The sequence below is a fragment of the Mesorhizobium sp. M1169 genome (assembly GCF_040318345.1).
GTDB lineage: Bacteria > Pseudomonadota > Alphaproteobacteria > Rhizobiales > Rhizobiaceae > Mesorhizobium.
Window position 1 is genome coordinate 26,800 of the sequence record NZ_JAMYME010000008.1, and the last position, 15,332, is coordinate 42,131.

18 protein-coding genes are annotated in these 15,332 nt (G+C 62.3%); 10 read left to right on the forward strand and 8 right to left on the reverse strand.

Annotation, left to right across the window (positions count from 1 at the left end):
* Position 1: 1 nt before the first annotated feature.
* Positions 2 to 274 carry a DUF3303 domain-containing protein gene (locus NKH41_RS10630; protein ID WP_023719871.1) on the forward strand — a complete coding sequence of 91 codons (273 nt, stop codon included), beginning with the start codon at positions 2 to 4 and terminating at the stop codon, positions 272 to 274.
* 129 nt (positions 275 to 403) lie between these two features.
* Here the strand turns inward: NKH41_RS10630 and NKH41_RS10635 are convergent, their stop codons facing one another.
* The 3 genes from NKH41_RS10635 to ygfZ form a co-directional block, all read right to left on the reverse strand.
* Positions 404 to 2,542 (reverse strand): putative bifunctional diguanylate cyclase/phosphodiesterase, encoded by a 2,139-nt coding sequence (locus NKH41_RS10635; protein WP_352771615.1) that lies wholly within the window; start codon positions 2,540 to 2,542, stop codon positions 404 to 406.
* A gap of 64 nt (positions 2,543 to 2,606) precedes the next feature.
* Positions 2,607 to 3,239: a YfbR-like 5'-deoxynucleotidase gene (locus tag NKH41_RS10640; RefSeq protein ID WP_023719870.1), complete on the reverse strand. Its 633-nt coding sequence runs from the start codon at positions 3,237 to 3,239 to the stop codon at positions 2,607 to 2,609.
* Positions 3,239 to 4,099: a CAF17-like 4Fe-4S cluster assembly/insertion protein YgfZ gene (gene ygfZ / locus NKH41_RS10645; RefSeq protein WP_352471059.1), complete on the reverse strand. Its 861-nt coding sequence runs from the start codon at positions 4,097 to 4,099 to the stop codon at positions 3,239 to 3,241. Before ygfZ ends, NKH41_RS10640 begins: the two co-directional genes overlap by 1 nt.
* Before the next feature lie 83 nt (positions 4,100 to 4,182).
* Here ygfZ and NKH41_RS10650 point away from each other — a divergent pair, with 83 nt between their 5' ends.
* On the forward strand, positions 4,183 to 5,514 hold the full coding sequence (locus NKH41_RS10650; protein ID WP_352540781.1) for a dihydroorotase: 1,332 nt from the start codon (positions 4,183 to 4,185) through the stop codon (positions 5,512 to 5,514).
* Here NKH41_RS10650 and NKH41_RS10655 read toward each other — a convergent pair.
* The 4 genes from NKH41_RS10655 to NKH41_RS10670 form a co-directional block, all read right to left on the reverse strand.
* Entirely contained in the window at positions 5,511 to 6,314 is an 804-nt protein-coding gene (locus NKH41_RS10655) for a hypothetical protein (RefSeq protein WP_352771616.1), read from the reverse strand. The genes NKH41_RS10650 and NKH41_RS10655 overlap by 4 nt on opposite strands.
* Before the next feature lie 80 nt (positions 6,315 to 6,394).
* Positions 6,395 to 6,652: a hypothetical protein gene (locus tag NKH41_RS10660; RefSeq protein WP_023677749.1), complete on the reverse strand. Its 258-nt coding sequence runs from the start codon at positions 6,650 to 6,652 to the stop codon at positions 6,395 to 6,397.
* A gap of 372 nt (positions 6,653 to 7,024) precedes the next feature.
* Positions 7,025 to 7,402 (reverse strand): TIGR02301 family protein, encoded by a 378-nt coding sequence (locus NKH41_RS10665; protein ID WP_023677748.1) that lies wholly within the window; start codon positions 7,400 to 7,402, stop codon positions 7,025 to 7,027.
* Between the two features lie 48 nt (positions 7,403 to 7,450).
* Positions 7,451 to 7,876: an NUDIX hydrolase gene (locus NKH41_RS10670; RefSeq protein WP_352771617.1), complete on the reverse strand. Its 426-nt coding sequence runs from the start codon at positions 7,874 to 7,876 to the stop codon at positions 7,451 to 7,453.
* A 97-nt stretch (positions 7,877 to 7,973) separates the two neighbouring features.
* On the opposite strand from NKH41_RS10670, the gene NKH41_RS10675 reads away from it, so the two are divergent.
* Positions 7,974 to 8,756, forward strand: a complete 783-nt coding sequence (locus NKH41_RS10675) for an SOS response-associated peptidase (RefSeq protein WP_352771657.1) — start codon at positions 7,974 to 7,976, stop codon at positions 8,754 to 8,756.
* A 56-nt stretch (positions 8,757 to 8,812) separates the two neighbouring features.
* Here the strand turns inward: NKH41_RS10675 and NKH41_RS10680 are convergent, their stop codons facing one another.
* A complete protein-coding gene (locus NKH41_RS10680) occupies positions 8,813 to 8,962 on the reverse strand; it encodes a hypothetical protein (protein ID WP_023677745.1) in 150 nt (49 codons plus the stop codon).
* Between the two features lie 412 nt (positions 8,963 to 9,374).
* Between NKH41_RS10680 and cysS the strand changes: the two genes are divergently transcribed.
* From cysS to NKH41_RS10715, 7 genes are read left to right on the forward strand one after another with little or no spacing between them, the layout of a single operon-like run.
* Positions 9,375 to 10,844 carry a cysteine--tRNA ligase gene (gene cysS, locus NKH41_RS10685; protein WP_352771619.1) on the forward strand — a complete coding sequence of 490 codons (1,470 nt, stop codon included), beginning with the start codon at positions 9,375 to 9,377 and terminating at the stop codon, positions 10,842 to 10,844.
* Positions 10,841 to 11,227 (forward strand): VOC family protein, encoded by a 387-nt coding sequence (locus tag NKH41_RS10690; protein WP_352471065.1) that lies wholly within the window; start codon positions 10,841 to 10,843, stop codon positions 11,225 to 11,227. The genes cysS and NKH41_RS10690 overlap by 4 nt, the downstream gene beginning before the upstream one ends.
* A gap of 6 nt (positions 11,228 to 11,233) precedes the next feature.
* Positions 11,234 to 11,725 carry a GFA family protein gene (locus tag NKH41_RS10695; RefSeq protein WP_352471066.1) on the forward strand — a complete coding sequence of 164 codons (492 nt, stop codon included), beginning with the start codon at positions 11,234 to 11,236 and terminating at the stop codon, positions 11,723 to 11,725.
* Entirely contained in the window at positions 11,722 to 12,198 is a 477-nt protein-coding gene (locus NKH41_RS10700; RefSeq protein ID WP_352448982.1) for a GFA family protein, read from the forward strand. The genes NKH41_RS10695 and NKH41_RS10700 overlap by 4 nt, the downstream gene beginning before the upstream one ends.
* The gene (pip, locus tag NKH41_RS10705) at positions 12,195 to 13,151 is read left to right on the forward strand and encodes a prolyl aminopeptidase (protein ID WP_352743304.1); all 957 of its coding nucleotides are present in this window, start codon (positions 12,195 to 12,197) and stop codon (positions 13,149 to 13,151) included. The genes NKH41_RS10700 and pip overlap by 4 nt, the downstream gene beginning before the upstream one ends.
* Positions 13,148 to 14,770, forward strand: a complete 1,623-nt coding sequence (gene cimA / locus NKH41_RS10710; RefSeq protein ID WP_352771622.1) for a citramalate synthase — start codon at positions 13,148 to 13,150, stop codon at positions 14,768 to 14,770. Before pip ends, cimA begins: the two co-directional genes overlap by 4 nt.
* A 3-nt stretch (positions 14,771 to 14,773) precedes the next feature.
* On the forward strand, positions 14,774 to 15,313 hold the full coding sequence (locus NKH41_RS10715; RefSeq protein WP_352501831.1) for a hypothetical protein: 540 nt from the start codon (positions 14,774 to 14,776) through the stop codon (positions 15,311 to 15,313).
* Positions 15,314 to 15,332 lie beyond the last annotated feature (19 nt).

Genomic DNA, 15,332 nt, shown 5'->3' on the forward strand with positions numbered 1-15,332 from the left:
GATGCTGTTCTTCGTAACCGAGGATTTTCGCGGCTGCGACCGCAAGGAGATCTACCGCCGTTTCCGCGACCAGGGCCGCCTGAAGCCGGACGCGCTTCTCGTGCACCACAGCTGGATCGCAGCGGATATGAGCCGCTGCTTCCTGCTGGTGGAGGCCGATGACGTCACGCTCCTGCAGCGGTGGGTCATCGAATGGGCGGATCTGGTCGAATTCGAGATCGTTCCCGTGGCGACGAACAAGGATATGGTGGAGGCATTGAGCGGACATCTCTGACCCGTTGGGAACCTCCTGGTTCGCCACAGCTGAATGCCGCCTTCTTCTATCAAGGAATTAACACGCGGATCGGGCGTCATCCCAAGGAGATCTAAGCCGGTTGCCCGCGCTTCCGCGAGACTGTCGCACTTAGCCGGACTGCCGGATCGTCGCGCTCGACTTCAGCAGCCGATTAATGTCCGACGCCTTTGACGGCACCCCGATCAAATAGCCCTGGGCCTCGACACAACCCTCCTTTTGCAGGAATTCAAGCTGCGCTTCGGTCTCGACACCTTCGGCGGTGACGGTGATGCCCAGCTGTGCGCCAAGCCCGATGATGGTGCGCACGATCGCCGCGGTATCGCGACTGTCGATGTCACGGGTGAAAGAGCGATCGATCTTGATCTTGTCGACGGGAAAGCGCCTGAGGTAGCCCAGCGACGAATAGCCGGTGCCGAAATCGTCCAGCGCGATGCGGACGCCCAGATCGCGTAGCTGCCTGAGTGTCTTGAGCACCAGATCGCTCTCGTCCATCAGCACCGTTTCGGTGATTTCCAGTTCAAGCCGGTTGGCCGGCACGCCCGAGAACGCCAGTGCCGAGATAACGCTGCGGGCAAAGGTACCGCTTTTGATCTGCACGGCGGAGACATTGACTGCGATGCGCCAAGCCGCCCAGCCTGCCGCGGTCGTGCAGGCTTTTCGCAGCGCCCATTCTCCAAGCGGCACGATCAGCCCGGTCTCCTCGGCGGCCGGAATGAAGTCGTCCGGCCGTACCAGGCCGCGCACCGGCGAACGCCAGCGCATCAAGGCTTCGGCACCGACGATTTCGCCGGAGGCGATGTTCATGATCGGCTGGAAATCCAGCTCGAATTCCCGTCGCGAGAGCGCTGCCCTGAGATCGATTTCGAGCGCCCGGCGTGCCCGCACCATCGCGTCCATGGCTGGTTCGAAGAAGCGGTACAGGTTGCGCCCTTCGCTCTTTGCCCGATAGAGCGCCATATCGGCATTTTTCAGCAAAGTGTCGGCGTCCTTGCCGTCATTCGGAAACAGCGCAATGCCGAGACTGATGCCGACACGCATGTCGTGTCTTTTGTCGCGAAACGGCTTTCCGATGATCTCGACGATGCGTTTGGCCAGCTTTTCCGCGTCGCCTGGGCTTTTGAGATTGAACTGGATGATGACGAATTCGTCGCCGCCGAAGCGGGCGACAACGTCCGTTTCATTGCGCAGGCACCGTTGCAGCCGTTCGGCCACGCATTTCAGCAGCCAGTCGCCGGCGGGGTGGCCCCAGCTATCGTTGACCGCCTTGAAGTGATCGAGGTCGAGCGAGAATATCGCCAGCGATCCGTCTCTGGTCTCACTCAGGGCTTGGTCGAGCCGTTCGCGAAGCATCGAGCGATTGGGCAGGTTGGTCAGTGTGTCGTGGTGCGCAAGATGGGTCATGCGCTCTTCCACGCGCCTGCGCTCGGTGACGTCGTCGAACGTCGCGACCCAGCCGCCGCCGCTCATCGGCCGGCGCGCAACCAGCAGCGTCCTGCCGTCAGCGAGATGGCGATGCGTTACGTGTGTTTTCCCCGCCCGCAGGCAGGCTTCGATTTGCGAGATTTCGCTGTCGGGGTCGAGCTTTGTATAAATGCCCAGTTCCAGCAGCCGCTTGAACGCATCACGGTGGCTCATACCAAGCGGGAAGTCGGCCGGCCTGACATGATAAAGTTCCAGGAAACGTTCGTTGCGCACGATCAGCTTGCCATCCGCATCGTACATCAAAAGGCCTTGCGACATGTTGGCAAGTGCCGCGTCGAAACGGCGGTGCTGCTCCTTCAACTCCTGCTCGGCGCGCCGTTGCTCGGTGATGTCCTCGTAGATCGATACCCAACCGCCTGACGCCAGCGGCCGGTGCGAAATGTTGACGATACGCCCGTCTGCAAGCGTTTCCTCATAGGTGGAAGGCTTTGCCTGGTCGATATAGGGCTTGCGGATGGCATAGAGTTGCTCAGCGCTTTGCGAGGCGATGCCGATATCCACGCTGTGCTGGAGGATGTCGAAAAACCGGATGCCGGGGCGCACCACTTCGGCGTCGAGGCGAAAGATGCTGATGTAGTTCCCGTTGCAGATGATCATCCGTTCATCGGCATCGAACATGCACAGGCCATGCGACATGTTCTCGACCGCTGCCGAAAAACGCTCGTTCTGTTCGCGCAGCTCGTCTTCAATAGGTTGCGGCTGACCAACGCCTTTGGCCCTCCGTCGGCGGACGGACGAACCAGCCTTGATACCGGCAACGGGCATGAGGCAAGCCTATGGACCATGGTTAACCATGGCACTGTTGTCCCTGCCGGTTAATTTACCGTTTTCAGCCGGCTGGAACGGCAGTCTGGCGTCGCGACTTTTCGATCGCCGCAAAGCGTTTGAGAAAGGCATTCTGCGCCCAAGTCACCGAGCGCGGCGTGACGTCGAAGCGCTCGGCGTTGAAGCCGCGCGGCCTGCCGAAGAACTCCGTCGCCTCTGCCGTCGAAAAACCCGCAAGCAGCGTTGCTTCGAAATAAGCGGCGATCTGATCCGCTCGCTTGATCTCCTTGCGCAGTCCCGCGTCGAGTTCGGCCGGCAGTGAAAAGCGCAGATGGATGGCGCGCTGCAGCCTGATCTCGCAATCCCTGTAGCTGCCGCCCATCACGGATTTGAACGGCGAGATCATGTCGCCGATGACATATTCCGGCGCGTCGTGCAGCAGCGCCGCCAACCGCGCGTCGGCGTCGGCATCCGGCATCAGCTCGCCGACAAGCGTTTCGACCAGCAGCGAATGCTGGGCGACAGAAAAGGCGTGCTCGCCTCTGGTCTGGCCGTTCCAGCGTGCGACGCGGGCAAGGCCATGGGCAATATCGGAGATCTCGATGTCGAGCGGCGAGGGATCGAGCAGATCGAGCCGTCGGCCGGACAGCATGCGCTGCCAGGCGCGCGGCGGCGCCCCGGCGCGATCGGCAGCCATCAGGCATCCTCCGCGCCGATGGCTTCCCGCGGAAAGCTGAATTTCGCCCAGGACGGGATAGCGAGCGACACGGCGACATCCTCCGCCAGGATCGGCAGGCCGGCGTCGAGCGCTGCCTTGACCCGGTCGATGCGGGCAATGGCAAGGCCTGTCCTGGCCGCGGTCGAGCCAAGCGTGCCGACCGGTCGCCCCTCCACGGTCAACTCTGCGCGCGAAGTGGGCAGGGTGCGTTCGGCCGAGACAATCAACACCCGACGCCTGGCAGTGCCTCGATGCTGCATGCGCGAGACGACCTCCTGGCCGACGTAGCAGCCTTTCTTGAAGCCGACACCGCCGATCTCGTCGAGCAACACGTCATGCGGAAAAGCGTCGCCGAGCTGGTAGTCCGCACCGCTTTCGGCAATGCCATGGGCGATGCGAAAGGCTTGCCATGCGGCAAGGTCGCCGCCATCTGCGGTGTCATCGTAGAAGCGCTTGACGGCAGTATCGACAAACCGCGCATCAGCAAACGGTGCTGATTCAAATTGCGAAGTGGTTGAATCGCTTCCCCATGCGACGGCCACAACCGGCTGATCCAGCTTGGCAATTTCGACTTTAGCGCGCAATTTATAGAGCGTCAGCCGGCGCATGAAATCATCGGCGGTCTCGGTACGGCATTCAAGTCGGAAAGCATTTTCGCCGGCGCGCGAGATCAGGAAGTCGAAAAGGATCTTGCCTTGCGGCGTTAGCAGCGCGCCGGGCTTTGCTTCGCTGCTGCCGAGCACGTCGAGGTCGGTGGTCAGGATGTTCTGTAAAAAGTGCTCGGCATCCGGCCCGGACACGGAAACGAGTGCGCGATCTCTGAGCGGGGCAAAGGGCATGGTGGGAAAACGAGCCTGATCTTGCAAAACTATCGGCCATTACGTAAGCCGCTGGCACTTCCCCCGCAAGAGACCGGATCCGTATGGCCCCCATCTACGATCTCATCCTGACAGGCGGCACCGTGGTCAATCACGACGGCCAGGGTTTTCGCGACGTCGGCATCAATGGTGGGCGCATCGCTGCCATCGGCGACCTCCGCCAGGCGTCGGCCGGTGAGACGATCGACTGCCGTGGGCTGCACATCCTGCCGGGCGTCGTCGACAGCCAGGTGCATTTCCGCGAGCCGGGCCTGGAGCACAAGGAAGATCTGGAGACGGGCTCGCGGGCAGCGGTGCTCGGCGGCGTCACCGCCGTCTTCGAGATGCCGAACACCAATCCGCTGACCACCAGTGAGGCAACCCTTGCCGACAAGGTGCGGCGTGCCACCGGCCGCATGCATTGCGACTTTGCCTTCTGGGTTGGCGGGACCCGCGACAATGCAAAAGACGCTGGCGATCTCGAGCGGCTGCCTGGTGCGGCCGGCATAAAAGTTTTCATGGGCTCGTCCACCGGCGACCTGCTGGTCGAGGACGACGAAGGCGTTGCCTCGATCCTGAGGAACACACGCCGCCGCGCCGCCTTTCACTCCGAGGACGAGTTCCGGCTGCGCGAGCGGCTTGGCGAGCGCATCGCGGGCGATCCGTCCTCACATCCGGTGTGGCGCGACGAGATCGCTGCGTTGCGCTGCACGGAGCGCCTTGTGCGCATCGCGCGCCAGGTCCGCGCCCGGATCCATGTGCTGCACATCTCGACCGCCGAGGAGGTAGGCTTCCTCGAGCAGCACAAGGATGTCGCGACCTGCGAGGCGACGCCGCATCATCTGACGCTGAGCGCCGATGATTATGCGCAGTTGGGCACCCTGATTCAGATGAACCCGCCGGTGCGCGCCACGCGCCATCGCGACGGGGTCTGGTACGGCGTTGCGCAAGGCATCGTTGATGTGCTCGGCTCCGACCATGCGCCGCACACGCTGGCCGAGAAGGCAAAGCCTTATCCGGCGTCGCCGTCCGGCATGACCGGGGTGCAGACGTTGGTGCCGATCATGTTGGATCATGTCAACGCCGGCCGGCTGACGTTGCAGCGCTTTGTCGACCTGACCAGCCACGGCCCGCAGCGTATTTTCGGCATCGCCAGGAAAGGCCGTATTGCCGCCGGCTACGATGCCGATCTGACCATCGTCGATCTGAAGCGCCGCGACACCATCGCCAACGCCCAGCAAGGCTCCAAGGCCGGCTGGACGCCTTATGACGGCAGGCAGGTGACCGGCTGGCCCGTCGGCACCATCGTGCGCGGCCGGCGCGTGATGTGGGAAGGCGAGATCGTCACGCCAAGCCAGGGCAGGGCGGTGGAATTTTCCGAGGCGCTGGCGCGCTAGTCGCCGGCGACGAAGAACGTCCATTGTCCGGTCGGCGTGATGCCGACGCGGTAGAAAATGTAGGCACCAAACTGCTTCATGTCGTCATAGTCGCTGGCGGTGACGATCTTGAACAGCTCGACCCGCTGCCTGGCATCGAGCTTGTCCAGCGGCAGGGCGAAGAAATAGGGCCAGACATAGAGGTCCTGCGGCGTGCCGGCATCGACATGGACAAAACCGGCACTGAGCACTTCTTCCAGGATGGCGAGAATCTCCTGGCCTTCCGTATCGCCCGAAAGGCCCTTCAGGAAGGCGATCGGGTCGCCCTCGATGTCACCCAGCGACAACTGGGTCATCATGTCGCCCTTGCCGATCAGCGGTCGAAGTTTTTCGATGTCGCCGCTTTTGCAGGCCTCGACTATCAGATCGTGCATGCGCCTGACCGGTTCCGGCAACTTGGCCAGGTCGTAGACGACTTCGGGCACGGGCGCGTCCGGATCGACATGCGGATTGGCCATGCCGCCATCGTTGGCCGGCCCTTTCGGTTCGGTTTGTTCCGGCTCGTCGGATGGCGTCGGCTGGCTGGCCGGTGGTGGCGTCGTGCCGAGCGGGCCGGGCATCGGCACGGTACTTCCGGGCGGCGACATGTCAGCGTCGGGCGGCGGCGTGACCGGTGAGGGAAGGTCTTCGCGCTTGATCTCGCTGAGGGCTTGAGAGGGACTGCTCGCAAGAAACAGTGCAGAAGGAATCATGGCGCAGGAAGCGGTGAACCAAATGCTGAGGACCAGGCCGCGCGGCTTGCCTGATATCGAAAAATTCACCGCCTGCTACTCCCTGGTTCCAGCCCATCCATGTGCCCGGACACGATGTCCGGCGGCGCGCCGTCGTCAAAGAACGGGGGTCAGTGACGCAGTCTTTCGGGCTCGAAGGCCCCGGCAATCACCTTTTCACGCATGCGATCGAGCAGGGCAAGCGCCGAGGTCTCGCCATTGGTGCGCAGCATTTCGCCGAATGCCGTTTCGAGGGCCGCCTCGGCGATGATTTCCGGCTCGATCCCGGCCGACAATCCTTCTGCCCAGGCTTCGCTGTGGCTTTCCACGGCGGTCAGGCGCTTTTCTTCCCTGACCAGCGCGTCGATGTCGTTGACGCCATGTTCCATTGCGATGTCCACCCTTTCAAGCGGTGATCCGTTGGACAGGGATCAAGCTTGAGTTGTCCCTTTTACACGCAGGCCCAGCAAGTATTTGTAAATGCGACATTTTTTTGGTCGTCGTCTACAAATTCCGTCGCGTCCAGCAAACCTGCGTCCGATCCGTTTCAAACTTAGCCGATTAGGCAGGCCAAGGGGACGGAAACCTTCAGTTTGAGTTAATTTCACATCTGCGCGCTAACGTTTCGTTAACATAGTTGCAAAAGTGCAACATCAGGTTTGCACCAAGACCTCACTCGAGGCAAGCGGAGAAGCGTCGAACGCGTCCGCCGCAACGGCGCCGACCCTTGATGCGGCTTTTCCGCAAAGCGGCTGCCGCCGTCAGTTTCCGTAGCGCGAGGCGATGTCGCGAGACAGCGTCTCGCCTTCCTTCATGTAGCGGCTGATGGCTTCCGTCGCCGAGGCCGTGCATTGCGTATAAGTACCGCCGAACGACCGGTAGCCGCGGTTGAAGCTGGCGATGAAGCGGGCGCGCCGCTCCGGGTTCGGATTTTCCGATGCGATCAGTTTTTCCATCTCGGCTCGCCACCGATCGCCCTTCTCGCCACACAGATTACGCAGGAAATGCAGCGAGCCGAGCACTTCCGCCAGCCGCATCAGCCCGGGCTCGAACGGTGCTTCGGCGGCAATCGCCGGGCGCGCACCGACAACCACACTGACGGCGAGGCATGCGGCGAGAAACGAAGACGTGCGGCTCATGGGTCCTTGTGCTGAAACAATTTGTCGCCTGCAAGGCGATTCTCTGGCTCAGATCTCGCCGTCTTTGTCGGGACCGAGTAGATCGTCGGCAATTTCAAACACTGCATCGGCGAGCGGCATCCCTGTCATTTCGGCCAGCGTATAGAAACCCGCGGTCTCGGCATCGTCGCTGGCCACCGCCTCGCCGCCAGCATACTCGGCCCCAAACACCGTCAGCCAGTAGTCGACAGGATGCCCGTCGCCGCTGCCGTCGATGTGGATTTCCCGCAGCGGCCGGTAGATGCGCGCCTGCAATCCGGTCTCTTCCAGCAATTCGCGCCGTGCTGCCTGTTCCAGCGTCTCGCCGGCTTCGACCTTGCCGCCGGGAAAGGCATGGAGACCTTGCGAGGGTGGCCTGGCCCGCTTGACCAGCAGCACCGTGTTCTCGCGCACGACGCAGACCGAGACTGCCGGAATGATCTTGCGTGCTTCCATGGGCTTCGGATCGCTCGATTGGCATAGCCCGTTGTGGACCGGCCGCCGGCGAACAGCTTTAGCGGTTGCGAAAGGCGGATTCCATGGCCACTTTCACATGCCACCAATTCGAGAGCTGAATTCATGTGCGGACGCTTTGACGGCCACTCCGGACCAGACCGCCGCCTTTCTCAGCCTAGCGGAACTTGAGGAGTTTCCGGCCCGCTACAACATCGCGCCGACGCAGCCGGTGCTGATGGCGTTCGCCGGATTGCCACAGGCGCCGGGCTCGAACCTGCCCGACCGCCGCTCGATGCTGGTGCGCTGGGGCCTGATCCCGGCCTGGGTCAAGGATACGCGTAACTTCCCGCTGCTGTTCAACGCGCGTTCTGAGGGGGCTTCGGAAAAGGCGTCGTTTCGCGCTGCCATGCGCCATCGGCGCGCCCTGGTACCGGCTTCGGGATTCTACGAATGGCACCAAACCGGTGGCAGAAGAGGGCAGCCCTATTGGGTGCGGCCAAGGGGTGGCGGGCTTGTCGCCTTCGCCGGGCTGATTGAGACCTATGCCGAGCCGGGCGGCTCGGAAATGGACACCGGCGCCATTCTGACCGCCCACGCCAATGCCGACACTGCCCATATCCACGACCGCATGCCGGTGGTGATCCATCCCGAAGATTTCGCGCGCTGGCTGGATTGCCGCACGCTCGAGCCGCGCGACGTGGCCGATCTGCTGAGACCCGCCCAGCTCGATTTCTTCGAAGCGATCCCGATTTCCGACCTCGTCAACAAGGTCGCCAATACCGGGCCGGAGATTCAGGAGAAGGGCGTCGTCGAGCTTGAGCCCGACAAGGTCAAGCGCCGGAAGTCCGGCGCGAACGACAGTCAGATGAGTTTATTTTAGCAAAAGCTACTATTACTGGTTCGCCGTGAGCGCCTCAATCTTTCCCGACGGCATTCTCAGGCAGCGCGCGGCGAAACGATTTTTTGCGCCGGCTTCTTCTTCTTCGCGGTGTGCAGAAGAGCTGCGACAATTGCTGCCGGGCCGATCGCCCGGTAATGGCTGGCGAGCGCCGGTTGCTTGGCGCGGTTGGATTCTTGCTTAGGCATTGTTCTCTTCCCTGGTAACGTCTTCGTGTCTGCGTTTGCTGGCCGAATCCGACCAAATCGTGACGCTTGCTGATCTAGCCGGCGAATGTTTCATCACAGTGCCGACCTGTTTAATAAAATGTTTCAGTGGCTCAATTCCTGTGAGCCAACGATATTTTTGGCGAAGGTAGCGACTTGACGGCAACACCGGGCAAGGCGATAAAGCCGGCCATGAGAACGTCTTTCGCCATTTGTGGCATTTGCATTATTGGCTAGCCTCGCGCTGGTCCTGGACGTTTTCGCCTCATCTCCTCCCAGATTGGACAAACGCCCCGGCCAGCAGGCTGGAGCCGATTCGCGCCTCGGCGTAACCGACTCCATCCAGGCACGATCCCAAAAGGTCATGCCAAAGTAACACACCGGGAACGCACGTATGTCTGACGCATCGAAGAGCCTGCGCCTCTACAACACGCTAACGCGGAGCAAGGAGGATTTCTTCCCGATCGATCCGCGCAACGTGCGCATGTATGTCTGCGGCCCGACGGTCTATGACTTCGCCCATATCGGCAATGCGCGGCCGGTGATCGTCTTCGACGTGCTGTTCCGCTTGCTGCGCCATCTCTACGGGCAAGCGCACGTCACTTACGTCCGCAACATTACGGACGTCGACGACAAGATCAACGCTCGCGCGCTGCACGATTTCGGCGGCGAAATTGCATCGGGCAAGCTGTCGCTGAACGAAGCGATCAGGCGGGTCACCGAAAAGACCGCCGGTCAGTTCCACAAGGACGTTGCGGCGCTCGGTTGCCTGGAACCGACGGTCGAGCCGCGCGCCACCGAGTTCGTCGAGCCCAGGCCCGACGGCAAGGTCGACATGATCTTCTTGATTCAACGCTTGATCGAACGCGGCCATGCCTATGTCGCGGCTGGAGAAGTCTTGTTCGACACCGCTTCCATGCCGGATTATGGGCAGTTGTCGAAGCGCAATCTCGATGAGCAGCAGGCCGGCGCCCGCGTCGCCGTCGATGAGCACAAGAAGAACCCGCAGGATTTCGTGCTGTGGAAATTGTCTTCGCCCGAGGAGCCGGGCTGGGACAGCCCGTGGGGCAGGGGTCGGCCGGGCTGGCACATCGAGTGCTCGGCGATGTCGGCCGCCTATCTCGGCGAGGTGTTCGATATCCATGGCGGTGGTCTCGACCTGATCTTTCCGCACCACGAAAACGAGATCGCGCAATCGCGTTGCGCCCACGGCACCGAAACGATGGCCAAGATTTGGATGCACAACGGTTTCCTGCAGGTCGAGGGCCAGAAGATGTCCAAGAGCCTGGGCAATTTCTATTCGATCACCGAATTGCTGGAGACGGATACCTTTGGCGGCCGCAAATGGCCGGGCGAGGTGCTCAGGCTGGCGATGCTGATGACGCACTATCGCGAGCCGATCGACTTTTCCGTGCGCAAGCTGGAAGAGGCGGAGAATACGCTGCGCAAATGGAAGCGGGCGGCCGATCTGGCGCCGCCGACGGCAAAGCCGGTGCCGGCGGATGTGATCGAAGCGCTGTCGGATGACCTTGCCACCTACGCCGCATTCCAGTTGCTGACGCAGTTGGCTGGTGATGCTGTTGATTTCAACGCAGGTAGCGGCAACGCAGCCGCCGAAGACAACGATGCTGCCGCTTCACTGAAGGCATCGCTTCTGTTCCTCGGCTTCGACATCGCAACAGCCAAGGTGGATGAAGACGCCATTGCCAAGGCGATCGCCAAACGCCTCGCGCTGATCGCCGCAAAGAACTGGGCCGAGGCCGACCGCATCCGCGACGAGTTGCTGACGCAAGGCATCCAGTTGAAGGACGGCAAGGACCCCGTCACCGGCGAACGCATCACCACCTGGGAGGTAAAAAGATGATCGATCATCTCGGCATCACCGTTTCGGATTTCGACGCGTCGAAGGCTTTTTACGACAAGGCAATGGCGCCGCTCGGCGCCGCGCTGCTCTACATGGTGCCGCAGGAATATACCGGCGGCGCCAAGGTCGGCGGCTACGGCCGCGACCGGCCGGTGTTTTGGCTGCATGCCGGCAAGGACAAGCCGAAGGATCATCAGCATGTCGCCTTCACCGCTCGCAGCCGCGCCGAGGTCGATGCCTTTCACGCCGCGGCGATTGCCGCCGGCGGCAAGGACAATGGCCGGCCGGGCCTGCGCCCGCACTACCATCCGAACTATTATGGCGCCTTTGTTTTCGATCCCGACGGCAACAACGTCGAGGCGGTTTGCCATGCCCCGGAGTAGTGCGCGATGAGCCTCGACAACAGACCGGTCTATACAGGCGGCTGCCAGTGCGGCGCGGTGCGCTTCCGCGTCGAAGGAGCGCTCGGCGATGCTTCCGTCTGCCATTGCCGCATGTGCCAGAAGGCGAGCGGCAATTTCTACCTGCCGCTGGTCTCGGTGCGCGGCGCAAGGCTGGACTGGACGCGCGGTGAGCCCAAACGCTTCCGCTCGTCCAACGCGGCTTTGCGCGGTTTCTGCGCCGAATGCGGCACGCCGCTGACCTTCGAAGCGCCCGACGGGGTGGCCCTCGCCATCGCCACATTCGACCACCCCGAGGAGATTGCGCCGACCATCCAATGGGGTGTCGAAGCCAAGCTCCCGTACGTGGATCACGTCCACGAATTGCCAGGTGAGGAAACGATGGCCGACGTCTCGCCGGCCTCCTATCTCGCCGATCTCGTCTCCTACCAACATCCCGACCACGACACCGAACAATGGCCGCCGGAGGAAAAATCATGACCGAAACCGTTCGTACCGGCGGCTGCCAGTGCGGCGCCGTGCGCTTCCGCATCCACGGGGCGCTCGGCCGCCCGTCCATTTGTCATTGCCGCATGTGCCAGAAACAGTTCGGGTCGTTTTTCGGCGCGCTGGTGACAGTGCCGAGCGACGGCGTCGAATGGGTGCGCGAGGAGCCGAGTTACTTTCAGTCGTCGGTCAACATCGATCGCGGCTTCTGCGCCCGCTGCGGCACACCGCTGACCTACCGCCAGCCCGGCGCGCTGGAGATCGCTATCGGCGCCTTCGACGACCGTTCCGATCTGGCGCCGCAGATCCAGGTTAACTACGCCGCCAGGCTGCCTTGGGTCGAGACGATCTTCGACGCGCCGATCCATGACGACCCGGATTTCTACGCGCGACAGGAATCCATCATCTCCTTCCAGCATCCCGATCACGAGACGGCCAACTGGCCGCAGCAGGGCCTGAAATTATGAGCAGCGAATTCCGTACCCTCTATCCCGAGATCGAGGCTTTCGAGTCCGGCATGCTCGACGTTGGCGATGGCCATCAGGTCTATTGGGAGCGCTCCGGCACCAGAGGGGCCAAGCCGGCTGTCTTCCTGCATGGCGGGCCGGGCGGCACCATTTCGCCAAAGCACCGGCGGCTGTTCGATCCGAAGCTGTACGATGTCATCCTGTTCGACCAGCGCGGCTGCGGAAAATCGACGCCTAATGCCTCGCTTGAAGCCAACACCACCTGGCACCTGGTCGCCGACATCGAGCGCCTGCGAAAAATGTGCGGCTTCGACAAATGGCTGGTGTTCGGCGGTTCGTGGGGTTCGACGCTGGCGCTGGCCTATGCCGAGACCCACTCCGAGCGGGTCAGCGAACTGGTCGTGCGCGGCATCTACACGCTGACCCGCGCCGAACTCGAATGGTACTACCAGTTCGGCGTGTCGGAGATGTTCCCCGACAAGTGGGAGCGGTTTCTGGCGCCGATCCCGGAGGCCGAGCGCGGCGACATGATGGCCGCCTACCGCAAACGGCTGGTCGGCAGCGATCCTGTGGCGCAGGTCGAGGCCGCCCGCGCCTGGAGCCTGTGGGAGGGCGAGACGATCACGCTGCTGCCGGAACCGGAAACCAGCGGTCCCTTCGGCCAGGATGATTATGCCCTGGCTTTCGCCCGCATCGAGAACCACTATTTCGTCCATGCCGGCTGGCTGGAAGAGGGACAGCTGCTGCGCGATGCATGGAAGCTTAAGGATATCCCGGGTACGATCGTTCACGGCCGCTACGACATGCCGTGCCCGGCGTGCTACGCCTGGGCGCTGCACAAGGCGTGGCCGAAAGCGGATTTCCATCTGATCGAAGGCGCCGGCCACGCCTATTCGGAGCCGGGCATCCTCGACAGGCTGATCCGCGCAACGGACATGTTTGCCGGGAAATGACCATGGCTCGCGAGCGCCTTTATCTGTTCGACACCACGCTGCGCGATGGTCAGCAGACGCCGGGTATCGACTTCTCCGTCGAGGACAAGATCGCCATCGCCAAGCTGCTCGACGAGTTCGGCATCGACTACGTCGAGGGTGGCTACCCCGGCGCCAATCCAACCGACACCGCCTTCTTTGCCGAGCGTCGCACGGCCGATGCCAAGTTCGTTGCCTTTGGCATGACCAAACGGGCAGGAGTGTCGATCTCGAACGATCCTGGGCTTGCCGCGCTGGTCCAGTCGAAGTCGGAGGCCATCTGTTTCGTCGCCAAGAGTTGGGACTACCATGTCCGCGTCGCGCTCGGCTGCACCAATGAGGAGAACCTCGAGGCGATCAAGGCCTCGGTCGAGGCGGCGCTCACTGCTGGCAAGGAGGCGATGGTCGACTGCGAGCATTTCTTCGACGGCTTCAAGGCCAACCCCGATTATGCGCTGGCCTGCGCCAGGACGGCCTACGATGCCGGCGCGCGCTGGGTGGTGCTGTGCGACACCAATGGCGGCACGCAGCCCTCCGAGGTGCGCGCCATCGTCGAAAAGGTGATCGCCGCTGGCATACCGGGCGACCATCTCGGCATCCACGCCCATGATGACACCGGCCAGGCGGTGGCGAATTCGCTTGCCGCCGTGGAGGCCGGCGTCCGCCAGATCCAGGGCACGCTGAATGGCATCGGCGAGCGCTGCGGCAACGCCAACCTGATCTCGATCGTGCCGACATTGGCGTTAAAGGCGGCCTTTTCGGGCCGCTTTGCTACAGGCATTTCGGCAGAAGCGTTGACCGGTATATCGCGCCTGTCCCGCGCCTTCGACGAGTTGCTGAACCGCGCGCCCGAAGCGCAGGCGCCCTATGTCGGCGCCTCCGCTTTTGCTACCAAGGCCGGCATCCATGCCTCGGCGCTGGCAAAGGAGCCGGCGACCTACGAGCATGTGCCGCCAGAGACCGTCGGCAACCGCCGCCGCGTCATGGTTTCGGACCAGGGCGGCAAGGCCAATTTCCTGGCTGAGCTGAAACGGCGTGGCATCGACATGCCCCGGGACGACCATCGCCTCGACGCGCTGATCGCCGTGGTCAAGGAGCGCGAGGCCGAGGGCTATGCCTACGAAGGTGCCGACGCCAGCTTTGAGCTTTTGGCGCGCAAGATGCTGCACGGCCTGCCGGAATTCTTCCGCGTCACTTCTTTCCGCTGCATGGTCGAGCGCCGGTTCGACGCCAACGGCCAGCTGAAGACGGTCTCGGAGGCGATCGTGAAAGTGCTGGTCGAGGGCGAGGAGAAGATGTCGGTGGCCGAAGGCCACGGCCCGGTCAACGCGCTCGACATTGCGCTGCGCAAGGATCTCGGCAAATTCCAGAGCGAGATCGCCGATCTCGAACTGGCCGACTTCAAGGTGCGCATCCTCAACGGCGGCACCGAGGCGATCACCCGCGTGCTGATTGAATCGCATGACGGCACCGGTGCGCGCTGGTGGACGGTCGGCGTCTCCGAAAACATCATCGATGCTTCCTTCCAGGCGCTGATGGATTCGATCGTCTATAAGCTGATGAAGAACCGCGACATGGCGGGCTTGGCGGCGGCGGAGTAAGAAATGGGCTTTTCGATAAGCTGGCTGGGCTTTCGCGGTTACGGGATAAAGGAAGCTGCGGCGTTGTTCGGGCGCGAGATTGGCGATCCATCGGAGATTTTCGAAGCGCCTGTGAACGCCTATGCCAGCGAAAAGAACTGGGCGATCATCATCCTCGATCCCTGCAGCTTTCCGAACCCGCCTCAGCAATATCTGGCCGCGATTTCGCAAGAGCGGGAAATCGTGATCGCGCACATAGAAGAGCATGTAATGTTCGCGCGCGCCGAGCTCTGGCGCGACGGAAGGAACATCTGGAAAGTCTGGCACAGCGGCGACAAGACCGTGCGGGACTTGCATGTCACGGGTGATCTCCCCGCGTCTTTCGAAGCGCTGAAGCAACAGTGTTTTTCAAAGCAGGATGAAGAAGATAGCAAAGGTACAGAGGTCGATCTTGTTTTTGACCTTCCCCTCGATCTTGCGGCGGAACTGACGGGCTTTAGGCACGATGAAGGTTCGCCCGACAACGTCTTTTTCGAACTCAAGGAGAAGCCTGCTCCGCCTTGAGACCGTGTCGTGCCGGGCC